The sequence below is a fragment of the Streptacidiphilus albus JL83 genome, assembly GCF_000744705.1.
Classification (GTDB): Bacteria; Actinomycetota; Actinomycetes; order Streptomycetales; family Streptomycetaceae; genus Streptacidiphilus; species Streptacidiphilus albus.
Window position 1 is genome coordinate 1,946,502 of sequence record NZ_JQML01000001.1, and the last position, 17,965, is coordinate 1,964,466.

Below are 17,965 nucleotides of genomic sequence, written 5' to 3' on the forward strand. Positions count from 1 at the left end.
GGTCACTGCTCGAACAGCGTCCGGTCCTGGGCTTCGAGCCCGAGCAGCAGCCGCTTGGCGTCCAGTCCGGCCGCGAAGCCGGTGAGCGACCCGTCGGCGCCGATGATCCGGTGACAGGGGCGGACGATCAGCAGCGGATTGGCGCCGACCGCCCCGGCGACCGCCCGGACCGAGGTCGGCGGCTGACCGGCCGCAGCGGTGAGTTGGCCGTAGGTGACGGTCCCGCCGTAGGGGACGTCGTCCAGCGCGTCCCAGACCCGGCGCCGGAACTCGCTTCCGTGCGGCGCGATCCGCAGGTCGAAGTGGGTGAGCCGGCCTGCGAAGTACTCGTCGAGCTGCGTTGCGGCGGCGGCGAACGGCTCCGGGTCCTCCTTCCAGTCGGGGTCGGGGGTGCTCGACCGGCCCCGGGTGTTGGGCGCGAGCAGCGCGGTGAGCGCGCCGTCCTCGTCCGCGACCAGCAGCAGCGGGCCGAGCGGGGAGGCCACGGTGGTGTATCGCATCGTCAGTTGCTCCTGATGGAACGGGAATCTTCGGTACCGGCAGAGGTCGCGGCGGCGCCGGTGGCCGCCGCCCAGAGGTGGTGCACGGCATAGGAGCGCCAGGGGCGCCAGCCGTCCGCGTCCAGCCCCTCCGGCGCACCGGCGGCGCGCAGGCCGTGGCGCACGCCGATGTCGGTGGGCAGGTAGGCGTCCGGGTCGCTGAGGGCGCGCATCCGGACATAGGAGACGGTCCACGGGCCGATCCCGGGCAGGGCCAGCAGGTCGGCCGCCGCCTGCTCGCGGTCCACCCCGGGACGCAGGTCGACACTGCCCTCGGCCAGCGCCGCGCACAGCCCGCGCAGCGCCCGCTGCCGGGCCCGGGGCATGGCCAGGTCGGCGTCCTCGGCCCCGGCGAGCGCGGCGGCGCTGGGGAACAGCCTGGTCAGGCCGCCGCTGGGAAGCGGCAGTGGGACGCCGTAGCGCTCGGCCAGCCGCCCCGCGAGGGTCCGCGCGGCGGCGACGGTGACCTGCTGCCCGAGCACCGCGCGCACCGCCAGCTCGTGCGGGTCGACATGGCCGGGCGAGCGCAGCCCGGGACGGGCCGCGACCAGCGGTCCGAGGTGGGGGTCGCCGCCGAGGGCGCGGTCCACCGCCTCGGGATCGGCGTCCAGGTCGAACAGCGCCCGTAGCCGCTGGACGGCGGTGGTGAGGTCACGCAGCGAGGTCAGCTGCAGTCGGCAGTCCAGCCAGGCCTGGGAACGGCCGGCCCGGTCGGTGCGCGGCTCGTCGACCTCGGCGACGCCGGGGCCGCCGGGCAGGTCCAGCGTCCGCCGGTAGGTACGCGGTCCGCCCTCGGTCCGGATCGTCTCCTCGACCCCGGGGACGGTGCGCAGCCCGAGGAAGTCGAAGACATGGGCGGCGTCGAACGGCTCCCGGCAGGCGAGCCGCAGCGGTATGGTCCCCGGCACGGCGGCCCTGCGGGACGGCCGCTGCCGCAGCTCGGTCGGGGTGAGGCCGTAGACGGCCCGGATGGTCTCGTTGAACTGGCGGACGCTGGCGAAGCCGGCCGCGAAGGCCGCGTCGGTCGCGCTGAGGTCGGTGGTCTGCAGCAGCAGCCGGGCGGTGTGGGCACGCTGCGAGCGGGCCAGCGCCTGCGGTCCCGCGCCCAGCTCGGTGACCAGTTCGCGGGTGAGGTGCCGCTCGCTGTAGCCGAGGCGCGCGGCGAGCCCGGCGACGCCCTCGCGGTCCACCACCCCGTCGCCGATCATCCGCATGGCGCGGGCCACCAGGTCGGCCCGGACGTTCCAGTCCGGCGAGCCGGGGACCGCGTCCGGGCGGCAGCGCCGGCAGGCCCGGAAGCCGGCGGTCTGCGCGGCGGCGGCGGTCGGGTAGAAGTGCACGTTCTGGCGCTTGGGCGTCATCGCCGGGCAGCTCGGTCGGCAGTAGATGCCGGTGGTGCGGACAGCGGTGAAGAACACGCCGTCGAAGCGCGCGTCGCGGCTGCTCACCGCCCGGTAGCTGGTCTCCTCGTCAATCACAGCTCCAAGTCTGCGGCATCGGCGACCACGGGACTGGCGGGCATCGGACATGGCGGTCAGCGCTCCGGGGCGGCCCCGCTCTGGCGGTATCTTGACGAATGGCGGCGATCACGCCACTCGTGGCCGGCGGCCCGGCCGGGCCAGACTCGGGGTGACCGCAGCACCCCCGCTCCCAGCCCTCCCACTCCCCCGGAGCCCGCCGTGACCGTTGCCGCCACCAGCTCGCCCGACAGCGCCGTCCTCGGCACCGCCCCGGCCGACCCCGCGCGGGCCGCCGCCCACTTCGCCGCGCGGCTGGCCTTCGAGGCGGACGTCTCCGACGTCCACGCGGACCTGCTGGCCGGGGTGGCGGGCCTGGTCGTGGTGGACACCCGCAGCGAGGCGGCCTGGGCCCAGGGACACCTCCCCGGCGCGCTGCACCTCCCGACCGGGCGGATCGCCGAGCGCGCGCCGGAGCTGATCGACCCCTCGCTCACCGTCGTCACCTACTGCTGGGGCCCCGGCTGCAACGGCGCGACCCGCGCCGCCCTGGCCTTCGCCCGCCTCGGCTACCGGGCCAAGGAGATGCTCGGCGGCTTCGAGTACTGGGCCCGCGAGGGCTTCGCCTACGAGACCGTCCAGGGCACCGAACAGCGCCCGGTCGACGACCTCACCGCCCCGCGCTCCGGCCTCGCCTGCGACTGCTGAAACCGCCTCCCACCTGCACGGACCGCCGCCGAGCAGCACTGAGGGTCGGGCCGCGTGCCCTGCGCCGAGCCCGGCGCTACTTGTAGGTGACGGTCACCGAGGTGAAGCCGAGGGAGCGGAGCAGGCCGGTCAGCATGAGCTGGGTGTTCTGCTCGGCGCGTTGGGTGAGGCCGCTGGCGGTGGCGGCCGTCTGGATCTTCTGGGCGGCCAAGACCAGGAGCTTCTGCTGGTCGTCGGGGTTGCCGGAGAAGAAGTCGCCGATCCGGTTGAACAGGCCGCGGTTCTGCGCGAAGACGTAGGACTGCTTGGGGTTGAGCGCGGTCTGGCCGAGTTGGGCGGGCGGCAGCACCAGCGTGGCGGAGCGGCGGTCGGCGGAGACCGTCACCGTGGCCTTGCCGAGGTCCACGTAGGACTGGACGGTTCCGGCGGCGACATAGAGGGTGTCATTGCCGAGCAGCGCCGAGGGGAGGTAGTTGGCCTCCTGGTCGAGGTCGACCACGATCTGGAAGTTGCCGGTGGCGGCGTCGTAGTCGCTCATGTTCTCGATGGACTGGAGCACCGCCGGCTGGCTCCGGTCCACGGTGCTGGTGGCGAAGGGGTTGGGCAGCCCGGGGAGCCAGTCGAACTTGGCGGCGGCCAGGAACAGCGCCACGATCACCGCGAAGGTGACCGGGATGCTGATGTACCAGGGAATGCGGCGCGGTTCGCGCCGGATCCTGGTCGCGGAGGCCTGTTCCACGGCATCGCCCTCGTCGGAGCGCCGGCTGCCGCGTACGGAGCCGCGTGCTGATCTCATCGCGATCCTCCCTCACCGTTGGCGTACTGATGAATAATCAGCCGTCCTTCGAGGGCTCCTACCCAGCTCGGGCCGTCCCACCGTCGACTCCTCGGAGGGATCGTCGACGACAGGACGGCCGCTGCCGTCAGTGGCGTCCGGCCTTCCAGCGCTTGAGCCGTTCGGTCCGCATCCGGGCGTCGCTGCGGGAGGCGATCCAGGCGTTCTCGCGGACCAGCTTGCGGTGGCTCTCCAGCCGACGCGCCGTCAACCGTCCTTCTGCCAGGGCCTGCTGGACCGCACAGTCGGGTTCGTGGAGGTGCCGGCAGTCGGCGAAGCGGCAGCCCTCGGCGAGGGCCTCGATCTCCGCGAAGACCTGGCGGACGCCGTCGGCCGCGTCGTAGAGGCCGACGCCGCGCAGCCCGGGGGTGTCGATCAGCACGCCGCCGCCGGGCAGCGGGTGGAGGTCGCGGCTGGTCGAGGTGTGCCGGCCCTTCCCGTCGACCCGGGTCCGGCGGACGTCCATGACCGGGCTGCCGAGCAGGGTGTTGGCGATGGTGGACTTGCCCGCGCCGGACTGGCCGACCAGCACGCCGGTGCCGGTGAGCCGCGCGGCCAGGGCGTCCATGCCGAGGCCGGTGGGCGCGCTGACGACCAGCACCTCCACCCCCGGGGCGACCGACTCGACGTCCTCACGGATCTGGTCGGCGTCGATGGCCAGGTCGGCCTTGGTGAGCAGGATCAGCGGCTCGGCGGGACGGGAGCGGCCGGAGCCGGCCAGTGCCAGCGCCAGCAGCCGCTCCACCCGTTCCAGGTCGGGCACGACCGCGAGCGTCACGCAGATGACGATGTGGTCGACGTTGGCCGCCAGGACCTGGGCCTCGGAGCGCTTGGACGAGGTCGAGCGGACGATCGCGGTCCGGCGCTGGAGCAGGGTCCGGACGAAGCGCGGATCACCGTGCGGGTCGACGGCGGCCCAGTCCCCGGTGCAGACGATCCGCATCGGGTCGCGCGGCGTGACGAAGGCGGTGTCGGCCTGGACGGTGCCGTCCTGGGTGACCAGGTCGCAGCGGCCGCGGTCGACCCGGACGACCCGCCCGGGCAGCAGCCCCTGGGCGGCGTACGGGGCGAACTCGGCCGCCAGCCCGGCGTCCCAGCCGTAGCGGGTCAGCGGATGGGCGTGGGGGGACGGAGCACAGGGGGAAGGAGCGTGGGAGGACGGAGCGTGGGAGGACAAGGGGAACCCTTCGAGGGGCGGCCCCGGCGGTGCGCCGTCGACAGGGAGCGGAGCGGTGTCAGCCGGAGGCCGGGGAAGTGGGCACGGTGTGCTGCGGGATGCGGGCGGAGCCCGGTGCGGCAGAGGTCATCGCGGTCCTCGCTTCCTGGGGGTCGAAGGGCGGCGTCGGCAGCGGCCGTTGCCGACGCCGTCACCGTAGCCGGGCAGCTCGCCGTGCCGCCAGTGGATTTCCGGCAGGCCCCGTCGGCCCCGTCCACCCCGTCCACCCCGTCGACTACGCGGACTCCCGTACCACCAGCGTGGGTTCGAAGAGGACCGGTGTCTGCTCCCCGTCCGGGTCGGCGATCTGTTCGAGCAGCAGCTCGGCCATCCGCGCGGCCATCTCCTCCAGCGGCTGCCGGACGGTGGTCAGCGGCGGGTCGCAGGCCAGCGCGGCGCTGCTGTCGTCGAAGCCCAGCAGGGCCACGTCCTCCGGGACCCGGCGGCCGGCCCGGCCGAGGACCGGGATCGCGCCCAGCGCCATCAGGTCGGAGGCGACGAAGACGGCGTCGAAGTCGGGGGTCTCGGCCAGCAGTCGGCGCATCGCCGCGGCTCCGCCGGTCTGGGTGAAGTCGCCCTCGACCATCCCCGCCTCGGTGAGCCCGTGCCGGGCCAGCGCCGCCCGGAAGCCGGTCAGCCGCTCCTGGCTGGAGGGCATGTCCAAGGGGCCGGCCAGGGTGGCGATCCGGCGCCGCCCGACCGCGACCAGGTGGTCCACCGCCAGTTCCGCGCCCGCCCGTTGGTCGGCCTCGACCACGCTGATCGGCGTCGGCCGTCCCGGGCGGCCGGACAGCACGGCCGGCAGCCCCGCCCGGGCCAGCAGCTCCGGCAGCGGGTCGGCGGCGTCACCGCAGATCAGCACGACCCCGTCGACGTGGCCCTGGCGCAGGTAGCTGACCAGGTTGGCGCGCGAGGGGCCGTCGTCCACCAGCATCAGCACCAGCTGCACCCCGCGCGGACGGATCACCTCCAGCACACCGGTGACGACCCGTCCGAAGAAGGGGTCGGTGAAGACCCGGCCCAGGAAGGGGTCGGCCACCGCGCGCTGCTCGGGCTCGGAGACGACCAGGGCGATGGAGTCGGTGCGCCGGGTCACCAGCGAACGGGCGGCCCGGTTCGGCACGTAGTCGGTCTCCAGCACCGCCTGCTCCACCAGCGCGCGCATGGCGGGGTCGACGGTGGTGCGGCCGTTGATGACCCGGGAGACGGTGGCGCGGGAGACCCCGGCCACCCGGGCCACGTCCTCCAGCGTGGCCGGCGCGGCCGACGTCGGCTTTCTGCTCATGGTTGCAGTTATACCGCCGCCGTTCACCGCCGCGCGGCCCTGCGCCGAAGATCGACCGCTCAGTGGTCGCTCGGCCGCGCTCAGTACCCGGAGCCGCCGGGGTCCTCGGGGCCGTCGGGGCCCTTCGGACCGCCGGGCGTCGGGCCGTCGTCCTCCGGGGGCGGGTATCGGTGGCGGCGGAGGCCGGGGCCCCGGGTCTGGATCCGGCCGCGGATGTCCTTGTGCGGCAGGAAGTCGGCCCAGCGCTCCGGGTACTCGGCGGGCGCCTCGCCCTCGGCCTCCTCGCCGGCCGGCGGCGGATTGGCGGCGCGGTTGCGGACGGCGGAGCGGCGGGCCTCGGCCCGGCGCACCAACTCGGCCGCCGCCTCCTCCCGGGCCCGCTCGTTCTGGGCGCGGGCCGCCTCGGTGGCACGGCTCGGCCACATCCGGTCGACCGAGGCGTTCATCGCCGCGCCGATCAGCACCGCCAGCGCGGTGACCCCGATCCACAGCAGCACCGCGACCGGCGCGGCCAGCGAGCTGTAGACGGTCGGCCCCTCGACCGAGTGCACCAGGTAGAAGCGCAGCACGCCACTGCCGACGGCGAGCACCAGCAGGGCGACCAACGCACCCGGGAGGTCCTCCTTCCACGGCGTCCTGACCGGGACGGAGACGTGGTAGAGCGTGGTCATGAAGACCACCGAGAGCACCACCGCGGAGGGCCAGTACAGCGCGTGGACCAGTCCGGCGGACATCGGCAGCGCGTCGACCACCAGCCCGGGGCCGGCCACCAGCAGCGGCAGCACGATGGTGCCGACGATCAGCGCGACGATGTAGAGGCCGAGCGACAGCACCCGGGTGTGGATGATGCCGCGGTTGCCCTCCAGCCCGTACATGATGGTGACGGTCTCGACGAAGACGTAGAGGGCGCGCGATCCCGACCAGAGCGCGAGCATGAAGCCGATGGAGATCAGGTCGGGTCTGCCGCCGCTGAAGACACTGTGCAGCAGCGGGGTGACCACCTGGTTGATGGAGGACTGGGAGAGCACCACGCCGGCCGCGTTGAGGATGTCCCGCTCGACGACGGCGATGGTGGACCGGCTGAGGTAGCCGAGGGTGCCGGCCAGGCAGAGCAGCAGCGGGGGCACCGACATCAGGGTGAAGAAGGCGACCTCGGCGGCGAGCCCGGTGACCCGGTACTCCATGCAGGTGTTGGTGGTGTCCTTGATCAGTTTCCAGACGATCGTCCGGTAGGTCGGGCCGGCCCGGCGCCCCGACCGTCGGGAGCGTCGGGCCCGGTGGCGGGACGGTCGTGGGGCTTCACCTGCTGGCTGCACAGCAGTGAGCGTATCCAACCCGGGGACCTGTTCCGGCACGGGCCGGTCGCGGAGGCGGCCGGGAGCCGGTGGGCAGGCGGCGGGGAGACAGCCGGGAGCCGGTCGGCGCCTGCTGACACCTGCTCGGATCAGCCCAGGTCGCCGGGGCGGCCGGCTCCGGCCATGGTGGGGGGACGGACTTGTCGGACATGTGAGGGCGGACCTGGTGCGAACGATCCATGGGCGGGGTACGGAATCCGGCGGCGGCCGGCGCACCGTCGCGGCGGCGACGGTGCTGCTGCTGGCCGCGGGCGCGGCCGGCGGCCTGGCGGCCTGCAGCAGTTCCAGCAAGAGTTCGTCCGCCGCCTCGGCGGTGGCGTCGGCGGGCGGCTCCTTCTCCGGCGAGGCGCCGTCGGCGCTGGCCTCGCTGGCGGCCTCGGCCTCGGCGATGGCCTCGGCCCGATCGGCCTCGGCGAGCGCGGCGGCGGCCTCCTTCGAGGCCTCGGTCGACGCCGCGGGCGCCTCGGCCAGCGCGTCGGCCTCGGCGGCGCTGGCGGCGGTCACCGGCGCCGGGAACGCGGCGGGCGACGTGCTGCTGACGGGCATTCCGCTGGGCTCCACCGGCGGGCTGCACGCGGTGAAGGTGACCATCACCAACCGCACCGGGAAGACCGCGAACTTCGCGGTGAAGATCGACTGGAACGACAGCTCCGGCAAGACCGTGGACAGCTCGATCGTCGGCACCCACGACCTGGCCGCGGGCGCGGTGGCCACCCCGGTGGCGTTCAGCCGGGAGCCCGCGACCACCACGCTGGTTCCCCAGGTCGCCAAGGCCCAGCACTACTGACGCGACGGGACCGGGACGGAGGAGCGACAGCGTGGCGCATGCGTCCAGTGCGGGTCCGGCCCCCGGAACGGGCCCGGGCCGGGGCGCGTCCGGGGTCTCCGGCGGCTCCTGGGTCAGGGCCTGGCGGCAGCGGGTCTCCAAGCAGCCCCGGGTGGTGCGCCGCGCGCCCTCCGGGGGCGCGGTCGCGGGCGCCTGCCTCTTCTACTGCCTGTCGCTGACGCCCTCGCTGCTGCCCCGCTCCTGGTGGTTGCAGGGGCTCTGCGCCGGGATCACCGGTGCCATCGGCTACGGGCTGGGCGCGGCCGTCGGCGCCGGGGTCGGCTTCGTGCTGGGACGGCTGGACCGGCGTCCGGGGGCGCGGGTGCGCCGGATCGGCTGGGGCGTGCTCGCCGCCGTGGCGCTGCTGGGGATGGTCGCGATCACCGTGCGCAGCGCGCACTGGCAGAGCGAGGTGCGCCGGGCGGTCGCCGAGTCGCCGCATGTCTCCTGGTGGAGCTGGTGGCTGGTGCCGGTGGTGGCGCTGCTGGTCGGCGGGGTGCTGGTGCTGGTCGCGCGGCTGCTGCGGCTGGGCACCGGGCTGGTCGCGCACAGTCTCTCGCCGCTGGTGCCGCTGCCGGTCGCCTACACCATGGGCGTCGCGCTGGTGGTCTTCGTCACCGTCGGCGTGGTGCAGGGCTTCCTGCTGTCGGCCGCGCTGGACGTGGCCGAGAGCGCGGCCTCGCTCACCGACAGCGGGACGCCGCCGGGGATCGTGCGGCCCGAGCTGGCGACGCTCTCCGGCAGCCCGGCCTCCGGCGAGTCCTGGGACAGCCTGGGCTCCAAGGGCCGCGAGTTCGTCGGCGAGGCCCCGACCCGGGCCGGGATCACGGCCTTCACCGGGCACCCGGCGATGGATCCGGTCCGGGTCTACACCGGGCTGCGGTCCGCCGACACCCTGGACGGCCGGGCCGCCAAGGCCGTGGCCGAGCTGGTGCGCACCGGCGGTTTCGACCGCAAGGTGCTCGCGGTGCTGGCGACCACCGGCAGCGGCTGGGTCAACCGGCAGTCCGGCACCCCGCTGGAGTACATGTACGGCGGTGACAGCGCGCTGGTCGCGATGCAGTACTCCTATCTGCCGAGCTGGGTCTCGGTGCTGACCGAGGACGAGGCGGCGGACGCCGGGAAGGCGCTGTTCGACGCGGTCTACGCGAAGTGGTCGACGCTGCCGCCGACGAGCCGCCCCAAGCTGGTGGTCTACGGCGAGAGCCTCGGCTCCTACGCCACCGAGGAGGCCTTCGGCGGCGACCTGGCGACGCTGAGCGCCCGCACCGACGGCGCACTGCTGGTCGGCCCGACCTTCGACAACCCGATGTGGCAGCACCTCACCGAGGAGCGCGAGCCCGGGAGTCCGGCCTGGCGGCCGGTGGTCCAGCAGGGCCGGACGGTCCGCTTCGCCCAGGTGCCGTCCGACCTGGCCGTCCCGGACGCGCCCTGGCACACCCCGCGCACCGTCTATCTGCAGAACGGCTCGGACCCGATCGTCTGGTGGTCCCCCGGGCTGTTCCTGAACCGCCCGGACTGGCTGGACCGTCCCCGGGCCGCCGACGTCTCCTCGGCGATGCGCTTCTACCCGGTGGTGACCTTCTGGCAGGTGGCCTGCGACCTGGTGGACGCCAACGGTGTGCCCCCGGGCCACGGCCACCGCTACGGCACCATGCCGACCACCGCCTGGGCCGCGATGATCCCACCGCCGGGCTGGACGGCGGCGGACACCGCGCGGCTGAAGACGCTGATGGCGGGCCTGTGAGGGTCGGTCGGACCGATGCCGCGACCGGCGCCGCGATCGCCGTGCTGGTCGTGGTGAACCTGCTGAACAACCGCTGGGCGCACGGCTGGGGCGTGCCGGTGGCGCTGGTGACCGTGGCGGTGCTGCTGGGCATCGTCCGCTGGGGCGGCGGCGACTGGTCCGACCTGGGCCTGGCCCGGGACACCTGGCGGCGCGGGGCGCTCTGGGCGCTGGTGATCGTCGGCGTGATCGCGGTGGTCTACCTGGGCGCGGCGGTGCTGCCGGGTACCCGCGAGCTGTTCGCGGACTCGCGCACCGACTCGCTCGCCGGCGGTGAGCTGGCGCTGCGGGTGCTGGTCGACGTGCCGCTGGGGACGGTGCTGCTGGAGGAGTTCGCCTTCCGCGGCACCCTCTACGGGCTGGTCCGGCGGCAGCACGGCACGGTGCCGGCCACGGTGCTCTCCTCGCTGCTGTTCGGGCTCTGGCACATCCTGCCCTCGCTGCACCTGGCCACCGACAAGCCGGCCCTGCACTCGGTCTTCGGCGGCTCGGCCGCCGGCGCGGTCGTCGCGGACGCGGCGGCGGTGCTGTTCACCGCGCTCAGCGGGGTGGTCTTCTGCGAGCTGCGGCGGCGCAGCGGCAGCCTGTTCGCCCCGATGGGGCTGCACTGGGCGACCAATGCGCTCGGCTACCTCGCCGCCTACCTGACCGTGCACACCCGCTGAGCCCCTCGCTCCGCCACGCCGCGCTCCGCTACGCCAGCGCGGGGAGCTCCAGCTCCAGGGTGCCGGCGTCCGCGTCCAGCAGCGCCGGCAGGCCCAGCGGGACGGTGAGGCTGCTGGGGCCGTGCCCGAAGCCCAGCTCGCCGACGACCGGCACCCCCAGCGGCCCGAGCCGGTCCAGCATCAGTTCGTTGATCCGGTAGGCCGGGTGGCAGTCCGCCCAGGAGCCGAGGGCCACCCCGGCCACCCCGGCCAGCGCGCCGGAGCGCAGCAGCTGGGTCAGCAGCCGGTCCAGGGCGTACAACGGCTCGCCGACGTCCTCCAGCACCAGGATCGTTCCGGCGAAGTCCGGGCGGGCGGCCGGGGTGCCGCGGTCGGTGGCGAGCAGCGAGAGGCAGCCGCCGGCGGTGGCGCCCCGGGCCCGGCCGGGGACCAGGCACTCGGCCGAGGGCGAGCCGAGCAGTCTGACCCGCTCGGGCTCGAACAGCGTCCGGCGCAGGTGCTCGGCGGTGGCCGCGTCCTCGGTGAAGACCTGGCCGGCGGCCATCGGGCCGTAGAGGGTGGCGAGTCCGAGCCGCAGCGCGAACGCCTCGTGCAGGGCGGTCGCGTCGCTGTAGCCGACGAAGACCTTGGCCGGGGCGGCACGCAGGGCGTCCCAGTCCAGCAGTTCCACCATCCGCTGGGCGCCGTAGCCGCCCCGGGCGCAGACCACGGCGGCGATCTCCGGGTCCAGCCAGGCGTCCCGCAGGTCGGCGGCGCGCTCGGCGTCGGTGGCGGCCAGGTGCGGCAGCTGCTGATGGCCGCTCAGCACATGCGGCATCACCCGCACCCGCAGCCCCCAGGACTCCAGCAGCGCGACACCGGCCGCCAGCCGCTCCGGCACGGTCGGCCCGCTCGGCGCGACCACCGCGACGGTGTCCCCGGGCACCAGTCGGCGCGGACGCGTCAGCGCCCCCGGACGGCCCGGGGCGTCAGGCGGCAGCGGTGGCAAGGACATGGCGGGATCCCCCGATCGGTGTGGCGACGCAGCCACCGTACCTGCAGCGGAACAGCGGGAGGGCCCCTCGGGGGGCAACCGGAGCCGGTGGTACCGTCCCCCATCGCCGACTCCGAGGGGGACACATGAACGACATCGAGGGCAGACCCGGCCGCCGCCGGCCGGGACTGCGCGACCGGCCCTGGTGGAAACTGCTGATCTCCTCGGCCGTCGGGGTGCTCTGCCTGGTGGCGAGCGGTGTCTGCGGTGTCCTGGCGGTGCAGGACTTCCGGACCGAGCGGGCCTTCGACTCGGCGGTGTCCTGCGGGTCGGCGCAGACCACGACGGCCGAGTCCTGCCTGACCGACGTGACCGCGACCGTCACCGGCGTCACCGAGGTCGGCGGCAAGTCGTCGTCCTACCGGCTGGCCCTCGACTCCCCGGCCGGGGCGGTGACGGTCTCCTTCTCCGACGACAACGCCGTCCTCGACTACGCCGACGACGGATCGGCCGTCACCGCCGAGTACTGGCGCGGCCGAGTCGTCTCGGTCACCGGGACCGGCGGCTCCGCGACGACCACGGACGCCCCGCCGCTCGCCTTCGCCAGGAACCTGGGCGGGACCCTGTTCGCCCTCGGCTTCGCCCTCTACGCCTTCCTGGTCGCCTGGACCACCCGTGAGCAGCGGGGTCCGCGGAGGCTGGCCCCGGGCTCGCTGGGGCCGCTCGGCTCCTTCCTGGCGATCCTGGTCGGGGTCGGCGGCCTGGCGCCGATGGGCGTCGGCTGGTACCTGCTCCAGCATCCGCAGTCGCTGGACGGCGCGCTGGTGACCGGGGGCTGCGCCCTGGCCGGGTGCGCGGGCCTGGCCGGCTGGGGCGCGACGGCGGTCCGTCGGCGGCGTCGCCGCGAGGCCGCGCGCCGGGCCCGGGCCGCCGTGGCTCCCCCGGCCGTGCCCACCACCACGCCGGGACAGGCCACCCGAATACCCGAACTCGGCAGCGAGATCGTGCTGCTCGCCCGACCGACCCGCCGGCAGCGCGCCCGCGCGGTGGCCAAGGGCGGCCCGCGCCCGGCCTTCGAGCGGACCCGGGTCTTCGGCTGGGGCGGCACGGTCCTGTTCGCGCTGCTCTTCTTCGCGGCGCTGATCACCCTCAACGACGGCCCGAGCATGCGGGCCTACGACACCGCTCCGGCCTGCCCCGTGCCGGCCACCTCCCCCGGCTGCCGGGGGCTGGTGCCGGTCCAGGTGAACGGGGTGCGGGCGACCGCCAACGGCGGCGAGGCGGTCGACATCAGCTTCACCACCGGCGACGGCGCGGTCAACGCGTGGAACCAGTTCGACGCCGACGCGCTCACCCGGCGGGCACCGCAGCTGCAGCAGGCCGAGACGGTGATCCCGGCCCAGGTCTGGGGCGACCGGGTGCTCGGCGCCCAGCTCGACGGCACCATGTACTGGGGCCAGGGCGATCCGCCGGACGACTCCTTCGCCGCGGGCTCGCTGGCGGTCCTGGCCGGGCTGGCCCTGGTGCTGAACCGGGTCAGGACCCGGTTCCGCCACCCCGAGCGCAGCGTCCTGGCGGGCCGGTGGCTGCTCGACGACGCCGCCCAACTCGTGCTCACGGCGGCCGGGGTGTGGCTGATGGCGGTCGGGATCGGCTGGGGCGTGCTGCCGCTGCTGGGCGGGCTGGGCTGGTCGCAGTGGTCGGTTCCCAGGGCCGGCGCGCTGCGCCGGCGGCGGGCGCTGGTCCCCGCCCTCGCTCCCCCGGTCGCCCCGGGACGGGACGGAGCCCCGGCCCGGATCGCCGACCTCGCCCAGGAGGCGCTGTTCCTGGACCCCACCGACCGGCCGACCGAGCACACCGTCAACTCCTGGGTCTTCCAGTGCCCCGAGCCGGGCGGCGACGGCCTCCTGGCCGCCGGCACCGTCGCCGAGCTGGAGCAGCTGGCCTCGGCGCTGCAGACCCGGATCGCGGCCTCCGGCCGGGAGCTGTCGGCCCGCTTCGTGGTCACCGTCAACACCCGCTCCGGACGACTGAGCTGCCACACGGTCACCCTCAGCGGGTCCGAGCTGCTGGAGAACGACTCCTTCGAACCGGTCGACTCGCTGACCGCCGCCGTGGAGCAGTGGCTGGCCGGTCCGGACCCGGACGACCCCGACGACGAGTCCGGGGAAGCGGACAGCGGCGAGGAGCAGCAGCGCTCGCTGCTCTGGCTGCGGGAGGTCGGCACGGAGGCCGACCCCGGCTGAGGCCCCGGTCCGCTCAGTCGGCGTCGCCGTCGCCGTCGCCGTCGCCGTCGCCCGCGAGGAACGCCTCGACCAGCGGCAGCAGCAGCTCCGGGCGGCGCGGCAGGTCCAGGTGCCGGGCTCCGGGCAGGACGGCGAGCCGGGAGCCGGGGATCAGCCGGTGCACCTCCTCCCCGTGGGCGACCGGCATGAAGTCGGTGTCGCCCATGACCAGCAGTGTCGGCACGGTCAGTGCCCGGAGCTGCTCGTCGGTCCAGCCCGGGTGGCCGTTGGCGGTGCTGCTGCACCGGGCCAGGAACGCCTCGAAGTGGTCCGGGTCCGGCGCGACGGCCCGGTACGCGGCCACCATCTCCGCGAAGTCGGCCTGGGTGGGCAGCCGGTCGGAGCCGGCGTGGAGCGCCGGGTCGCGGATCTCCTCCAGGAAGCCGTCCGGCCGGAAGGCGACCGACATCAGGATCTGCCGGCCCACCCGCTCGGGGTTGCGGAGGGAGGTCTCCAGGGCGGTCATCCCGCCCAGGCTGAAGCCGAAGAGGTCGGCCCGCCCGATCCCGAGCAGGTCGAGGAGGGCGACGACGTCGCCGGCGAAGGCCGGGACGCTCATCTCCCGGTCGGTGTCGGCGGTGTGGCCGTGGCCCTGGAGTTCGACGGCGATCACCCGGCGCTTCGCGGCCAGCGCGGGGAGCAGCGCGCCGAAGGCCAGCCCGATGGTCTGCACCCCGCCGTGCAGCAGCACCAGCGGCCGGCCGCCGGAGCCGTGGCTCTCGTAGTAGAGGTCCACCCCGTCGAGCCGGGCGTAGTCCCCGGCCCCCGCTGCCGTCCGCGCTGCCGTCCGCTCCGTCGTCCGCTCCGCCGTCATCCGGCCAGGATTCCATCCGCGGGGCGCGACCCGCCACCGCGGCGCGCCTCCAACCGGATGGCGGTCGCGGCGTCCATATAATGGACAGCCGGACGATATTCGCCCGGTTCGCCCGCAGAACCGGAGGTTTCCCGTGCCCCGGGCAGGCCCCCGGCGGGTCGGCGAGCCCCGCCCCGTCCCGCTCGGCGACCGGTCGCCGCAGCACCTCCGAGCACTGCTTCTCATTCTGTGAGACACATCTGTTCATATTTCGGACGCCTGTGGACGTCAAAAGCTCTACGTGCGACTCTTCTGCCATGTCTGGTGCCGGAACTGCCTTGGTCGGTCGACTTCACGTCGATCTCGGCCGCATGTCCAGCGCCATCTGTCCGGCGACCTGAAGACCACTGCCGCTCTCCCGCTGCCGCCTGTCGGCCCGGTCAGGTCACCGCCCGCAGCCGACCGCACGTCCGTGCTGGTCGATGCCGCTGTGCAGACCGGGAACCCGCGCCCACCACCAGGCCCCCGCCTCTTGCCGAAGGACTGCACCATGGCCTCCACACCCGTTCCGGACGACGTCGCCGCCGCGCGCCGGCCGACCCCCACCCGCAAGGCGACCCGCCACCGCGGCGAGGGCCAGTGGGCCATGGGCCACTTCACTCCGCTCAACGCCAACGAGCAGTTCAAGAAGGACGACGACGCGCTCAATGTGCGGGCGCGGATCGAGGGCATCTACGCCCACCGCGGCTTCGACTCGATCGACCCGGCCGACCTGCGCGGCCGGATGCGCTGGTGGGGCCTCTACACCCAGCGCAAGGAGGGGATCGACGGCGGCAAGACCGCGATCCTGGAGCCGCACGAGCTGGACGCCGAGTTCTTCATGCTCCGGATCCGGATCGACGGCGGCCGGCTGACCACCGATCAGCTGCGGGCCATCGGCGAGGTGTCCGAGACCTACGCGCGCGGCACCGCCGACATCACCGACCGGCAGAACATCCAGCTCCACTGGATCCGGATCGAGGACGTCCCGGCGATCTGGGCGAAGCTGGAGGCCGTGGGCCTGTCCACGACCGAGGCCTGCGGCGACTGCCCGCGCGTCATCATCGGCTCGCCGGTGGCCGGGATCGCCGCCGACGAGATCATCGACGGCACCCCCGCCGTCCACGAGATCCACCGCCGGTACATCGGCAACAAGGAGTTCTCCAACCTCCCGCGCAAGTTCAAGACCGCGATCTCGGGTTCGCCGGTCCAGGACGTGGTGCACGAGATCAACGACGTCGCCTTCGTCGGCGTGGTCCACCCGGAGCACGGCCCCGGCTTCGACCTCTGGGTCGGCGGCGGCCTCTCCACCAACCCCCGGCTGGCCGAGCGGCTCGGCACCTGGGTCCCGCTGGACGAGGTCGCGGACGTCTGGGCCGGCGTGGTCGGCATCTTCCGCGACTACGGCTACCGCCGGCTGCGCACCCGCGCCCGGCTCAAGTTCCTGATGGCGGACTGGGGTCCGGCCAAGTTCCGGCAGATCCTGGAGGACGAGTACCTCAAGCGTCCGCTGCTGGACGGCCCCGCCCCGGGCGCGCCCAGCACCCAGTGGCGCGACCACGTCGGCGTCCACCGGCAGCAGGACGGCAACTTCTACGTCGGCTTCGCGCCCAAGGTCGGCCGGGTCGACGGCACCCAGCTCACCAAGGTCGCGGACCTCGCCGCCGCGCACGGCTCGGGCCGGCTCAGCACCACCGTCGAGCAGAAGATGATCGTCCTGGACGTCGCCCCGGACCAGGTCGACTCGTTGGTCGCCGGTCTGGAGGCGCTGGACTTCCAGGTCGCCCCCTCCCCGTTCCGGCGCGGCACCATCGCCTGCACCGGCATCGAGTACTGCAAGCTCGCCATCGTCGAGACCAAGGGCCGCGCACAGACCCTGATCGCCGAGCTGGAGCAGCGGCTCCCCGGCTTCGACCAGCCGATCAGCATCAATGTCAACGGCTGCCCCAACGCCTGCGCCCGGATCCAGACCGGCGACATCGGCCTCAAGGGCCAGCTGCTGCTGAACGACAAGGGCGAGCAGGTCGAGGGCTACCAGGTGCACCTGGGCGGCAGCCTCGGCTTCGACGCCGCCTTCGGCCGCAAGATCCGCGGCCTGAAGGTCACCGCCGACGAGCTCCCCGACTACGTGGAGCGGGTGCTGCGCCGCTTCGACGAGCAGCGCACCGAGGGCGAGCGCTTCGCCGAGTGGGCGCTGCGCGCGGAAGAGGGGGCGCTGTCGTGAGCGAGCGCGCCGCCCCCTTCCACTGCCCCTACTGCGGCGACCAGGACCTGCGCCCCAGCGAGGAGGGCGGCCACGGGTCGTGGGAGTGCGCCTCCTGCCGCCGCGCCTTCTCGCTGAAGTTCCTCGGCCTGCTGACACCGCCTGCCACCGCCCACGGGGGAGCCACGAATGAGCACGGACACTGACCCCGCGGGCTCAGCGGCTGCGGACTCTCGAATACCGCAACGGACCCCGGCCGAGCTGGAGGCGCTGGCGCTGACGGCCGGCCGCGAGCTGGAGACGGCCTCCGCCCAGGAGGTGATGCGCTGGGCCGCCGAGACCTTCGGCCGGCGCTTCGCGGTCACCTCATCGATGGAGGACGCGGTCGTCGCGCACCTGGCCTCGACCGCCCTGCCCGGGGTGGACGTGATCTTCCTGGACACCGGCTACCACTTCGCCGAGACCCTCGGCACCCGGGACGCGGTCGCCGCCGTCTACCCGGTCAACGTGCTCACGCTGACGCCGCGTCAGACCGTGGCCGAGCAGGACGCCGAGTACGGGCCCCGGCTGCACGACCGCGACCCGGACCTGTGCTGCTCGCTGCGCAAGGTCGAGCCGCTCAACCGGGGCCTGGCCGGCTACGACGCCTGGGCCACCGGACTGCGCCGGGACGAGTCGCCGACCAGGGCGAACACCCCGGTCGTCGGCTACGACCCGAAGCGGCGGAAGGTCAAGATCGCCCCGATCGCCCGCTGGACCCAGGACGATGTCGACGCCTATGTCGCCGAGCACGGAATCCTGCTCAACACCCTGCTGATGGACGGCTACGCCTCGGTCGGCTGCGCCCCGGAGTCCTGTACCCGGCGGGTCCTGGCCGGCGAGGACGCCCGCTCCGGACGCTGGGCCGGGGCCGGCAAGACCGAGTGCGGCATTCACCTCTGACCCAGGTTCGACACAGGTTCATGCACCACTCTTACCCATGGAAGCCCTGCCACCCGAT

The 17,965-nt window shown here is 74.2% G+C and carries 16 protein-coding genes; 8 read left to right on the top strand and 8 right to left on the bottom strand.

Annotation, left to right across the window (positions count from 1 at the left end; translation table 11 throughout):
- Nucleotides 1–2 precede the first annotated feature (2 nt).
- Together BS75_RS08455 and BS75_RS08460 are read right to left on the bottom strand one after the other, a co-directional pair.
- The gene (locus tag BS75_RS08455) at nt 3–500 is read right to left on the bottom strand and encodes a methylated-DNA--[protein]-cysteine S-methyltransferase (RefSeq protein ID WP_034087771.1); all 498 of its coding nucleotides are present in this window, start codon (nt 498–500) and stop codon (nt 3–5) included.
- A gap of 2 nt (nt 501–502) precedes the next feature.
- A complete protein-coding gene (locus BS75_RS08460; RefSeq protein ID WP_042437683.1) occupies nt 503–2,068 on the bottom strand; it encodes an AlkA N-terminal domain-containing protein in 1,566 nt (521 codons plus the stop codon).
- A gap of 150 nt (nt 2,069–2,218) precedes the next feature.
- Between BS75_RS08460 and BS75_RS08465 the strand changes: the two genes are divergently transcribed.
- The gene (locus tag BS75_RS08465; RefSeq protein ID WP_034087773.1) at nt 2,219–2,704 is read left to right on the top strand and encodes a rhodanese-like domain-containing protein; all 486 of its coding nucleotides are present in this window, start codon (nt 2,219–2,221) and stop codon (nt 2,702–2,704) included.
- Between the two features lie 76 nt (nt 2,705–2,780).
- Here the strand turns inward: BS75_RS08465 and BS75_RS08470 are convergent, their stop codons facing one another.
- From BS75_RS08470 to BS75_RS08485, 4 genes are all read right to left on the bottom strand, one after another.
- Nucleotides 2,781–3,500 (bottom strand): DUF4230 domain-containing protein, encoded by a 720-nt coding sequence (locus BS75_RS08470; RefSeq protein WP_081982187.1) that lies wholly within the window; start codon nt 3,498–3,500, stop codon nt 2,781–2,783.
- Between the two features lie 127 nt (nt 3,501–3,627).
- On the bottom strand, nt 3,628–4,716 hold the full coding sequence (gene rsgA, locus BS75_RS08475; protein WP_042437677.1) for a ribosome small subunit-dependent GTPase A: 1,089 nt from the start codon (nt 4,714–4,716) through the stop codon (nt 3,628–3,630).
- Between the two features lie 274 nt (nt 4,717–4,990).
- Complete coding sequence (locus BS75_RS08480; protein WP_034087775.1) at nt 4,991–6,040, bottom strand: LacI family DNA-binding transcriptional regulator; 1,050 nt, start codon at nt 6,038–6,040, stop codon at nt 4,991–4,993.
- Nucleotides 6,041–6,120: 80 nt separating this feature from the next.
- Nucleotides 6,121–7,356, bottom strand: coding sequence for a YihY/virulence factor BrkB family protein (locus BS75_RS08485; RefSeq protein ID WP_231607717.1), 1,236 nt, complete (start codon nt 7,354–7,356; stop codon nt 6,121–6,123).
- 205 nt (nt 7,357–7,561) lie between these two features.
- On the opposite strand from BS75_RS08485, the gene BS75_RS08490 reads away from it, so the two are divergent.
- From BS75_RS08490 to BS75_RS08500, 3 genes are read left to right on the top strand one after another with little or no spacing between them, the layout of a single operon-like run.
- Nucleotides 7,562–8,182, top strand: a complete 621-nt coding sequence (locus BS75_RS08490) for a hypothetical protein (protein WP_231607718.1) — start codon at nt 7,562–7,564, stop codon at nt 8,180–8,182.
- A gap of 31 nt (nt 8,183–8,213) precedes the next feature.
- Nucleotides 8,214–9,968: an alpha/beta hydrolase gene (locus tag BS75_RS08495; RefSeq protein WP_197091918.1), complete on the top strand. Its 1,755-nt coding sequence runs from the start codon at nt 8,214–8,216 to the stop codon at nt 9,966–9,968.
- The gene (locus tag BS75_RS08500; RefSeq protein WP_042437676.1) at nt 9,965–10,672 is read left to right on the top strand and encodes a CPBP family intramembrane glutamic endopeptidase; all 708 of its coding nucleotides are present in this window, start codon (nt 9,965–9,967) and stop codon (nt 10,670–10,672) included. Before BS75_RS08495 ends, BS75_RS08500 begins: the two co-directional genes overlap by 4 nt.
- A gap of 28 nt (nt 10,673–10,700) precedes the next feature.
- Here the strand turns inward: BS75_RS08500 and BS75_RS08505 are convergent, their stop codons facing one another.
- Nucleotides 10,701–11,666: a S66 peptidase family protein gene (locus BS75_RS08505; protein WP_042437673.1), complete on the bottom strand. Its 966-nt coding sequence runs from the start codon at nt 11,664–11,666 to the stop codon at nt 10,701–10,703.
- Nucleotides 11,667–11,791: 125 nt separating this feature from the next.
- Between BS75_RS08505 and BS75_RS44050 the strand changes: the two genes are divergently transcribed.
- A complete protein-coding gene (locus BS75_RS44050; RefSeq protein WP_052069285.1) occupies nt 11,792–13,891 on the top strand; it encodes a hypothetical protein in 2,100 nt (699 codons plus the stop codon).
- A 13-nt stretch (nt 13,892–13,904) separates the two neighbouring features.
- Here the strand turns inward: BS75_RS44050 and BS75_RS08515 are convergent, their stop codons facing one another.
- Nucleotides 13,905–14,744, bottom strand: coding sequence for an alpha/beta fold hydrolase (locus BS75_RS08515; protein WP_052069286.1), 840 nt, complete (start codon nt 14,742–14,744; stop codon nt 13,905–13,907).
- A 529-nt stretch (nt 14,745–15,273) separates the two neighbouring features.
- Here BS75_RS08515 and BS75_RS08520 point away from each other — a divergent pair.
- From BS75_RS08520 to BS75_RS08530, 3 genes are read left to right on the top strand one after another with little or no spacing between them, the layout of a single operon-like run.
- Entirely contained in the window at nt 15,274–16,986 is a 1,713-nt protein-coding gene (locus BS75_RS08520) for a nitrite/sulfite reductase (RefSeq protein WP_034087776.1), read from the top strand.
- A complete protein-coding gene (locus BS75_RS08525; RefSeq protein ID WP_034087777.1) occupies nt 16,983–17,171 on the top strand; it encodes a hypothetical protein in 189 nt (62 codons plus the stop codon). The genes BS75_RS08520 and BS75_RS08525 overlap by 4 nt, the downstream gene beginning before the upstream one ends.
- Nucleotides 17,155–17,907 carry a phosphoadenylyl-sulfate reductase gene (locus BS75_RS08530; protein WP_081982188.1) on the top strand — a complete coding sequence of 251 codons (753 nt, stop codon included), beginning with the start codon at nt 17,155–17,157 and terminating at the stop codon, nt 17,905–17,907. The genes BS75_RS08525 and BS75_RS08530 overlap by 17 nt, the downstream gene beginning before the upstream one ends.
- The last annotated feature ends 58 nt before the right edge of the window (nt 17,908–17,965 follow it).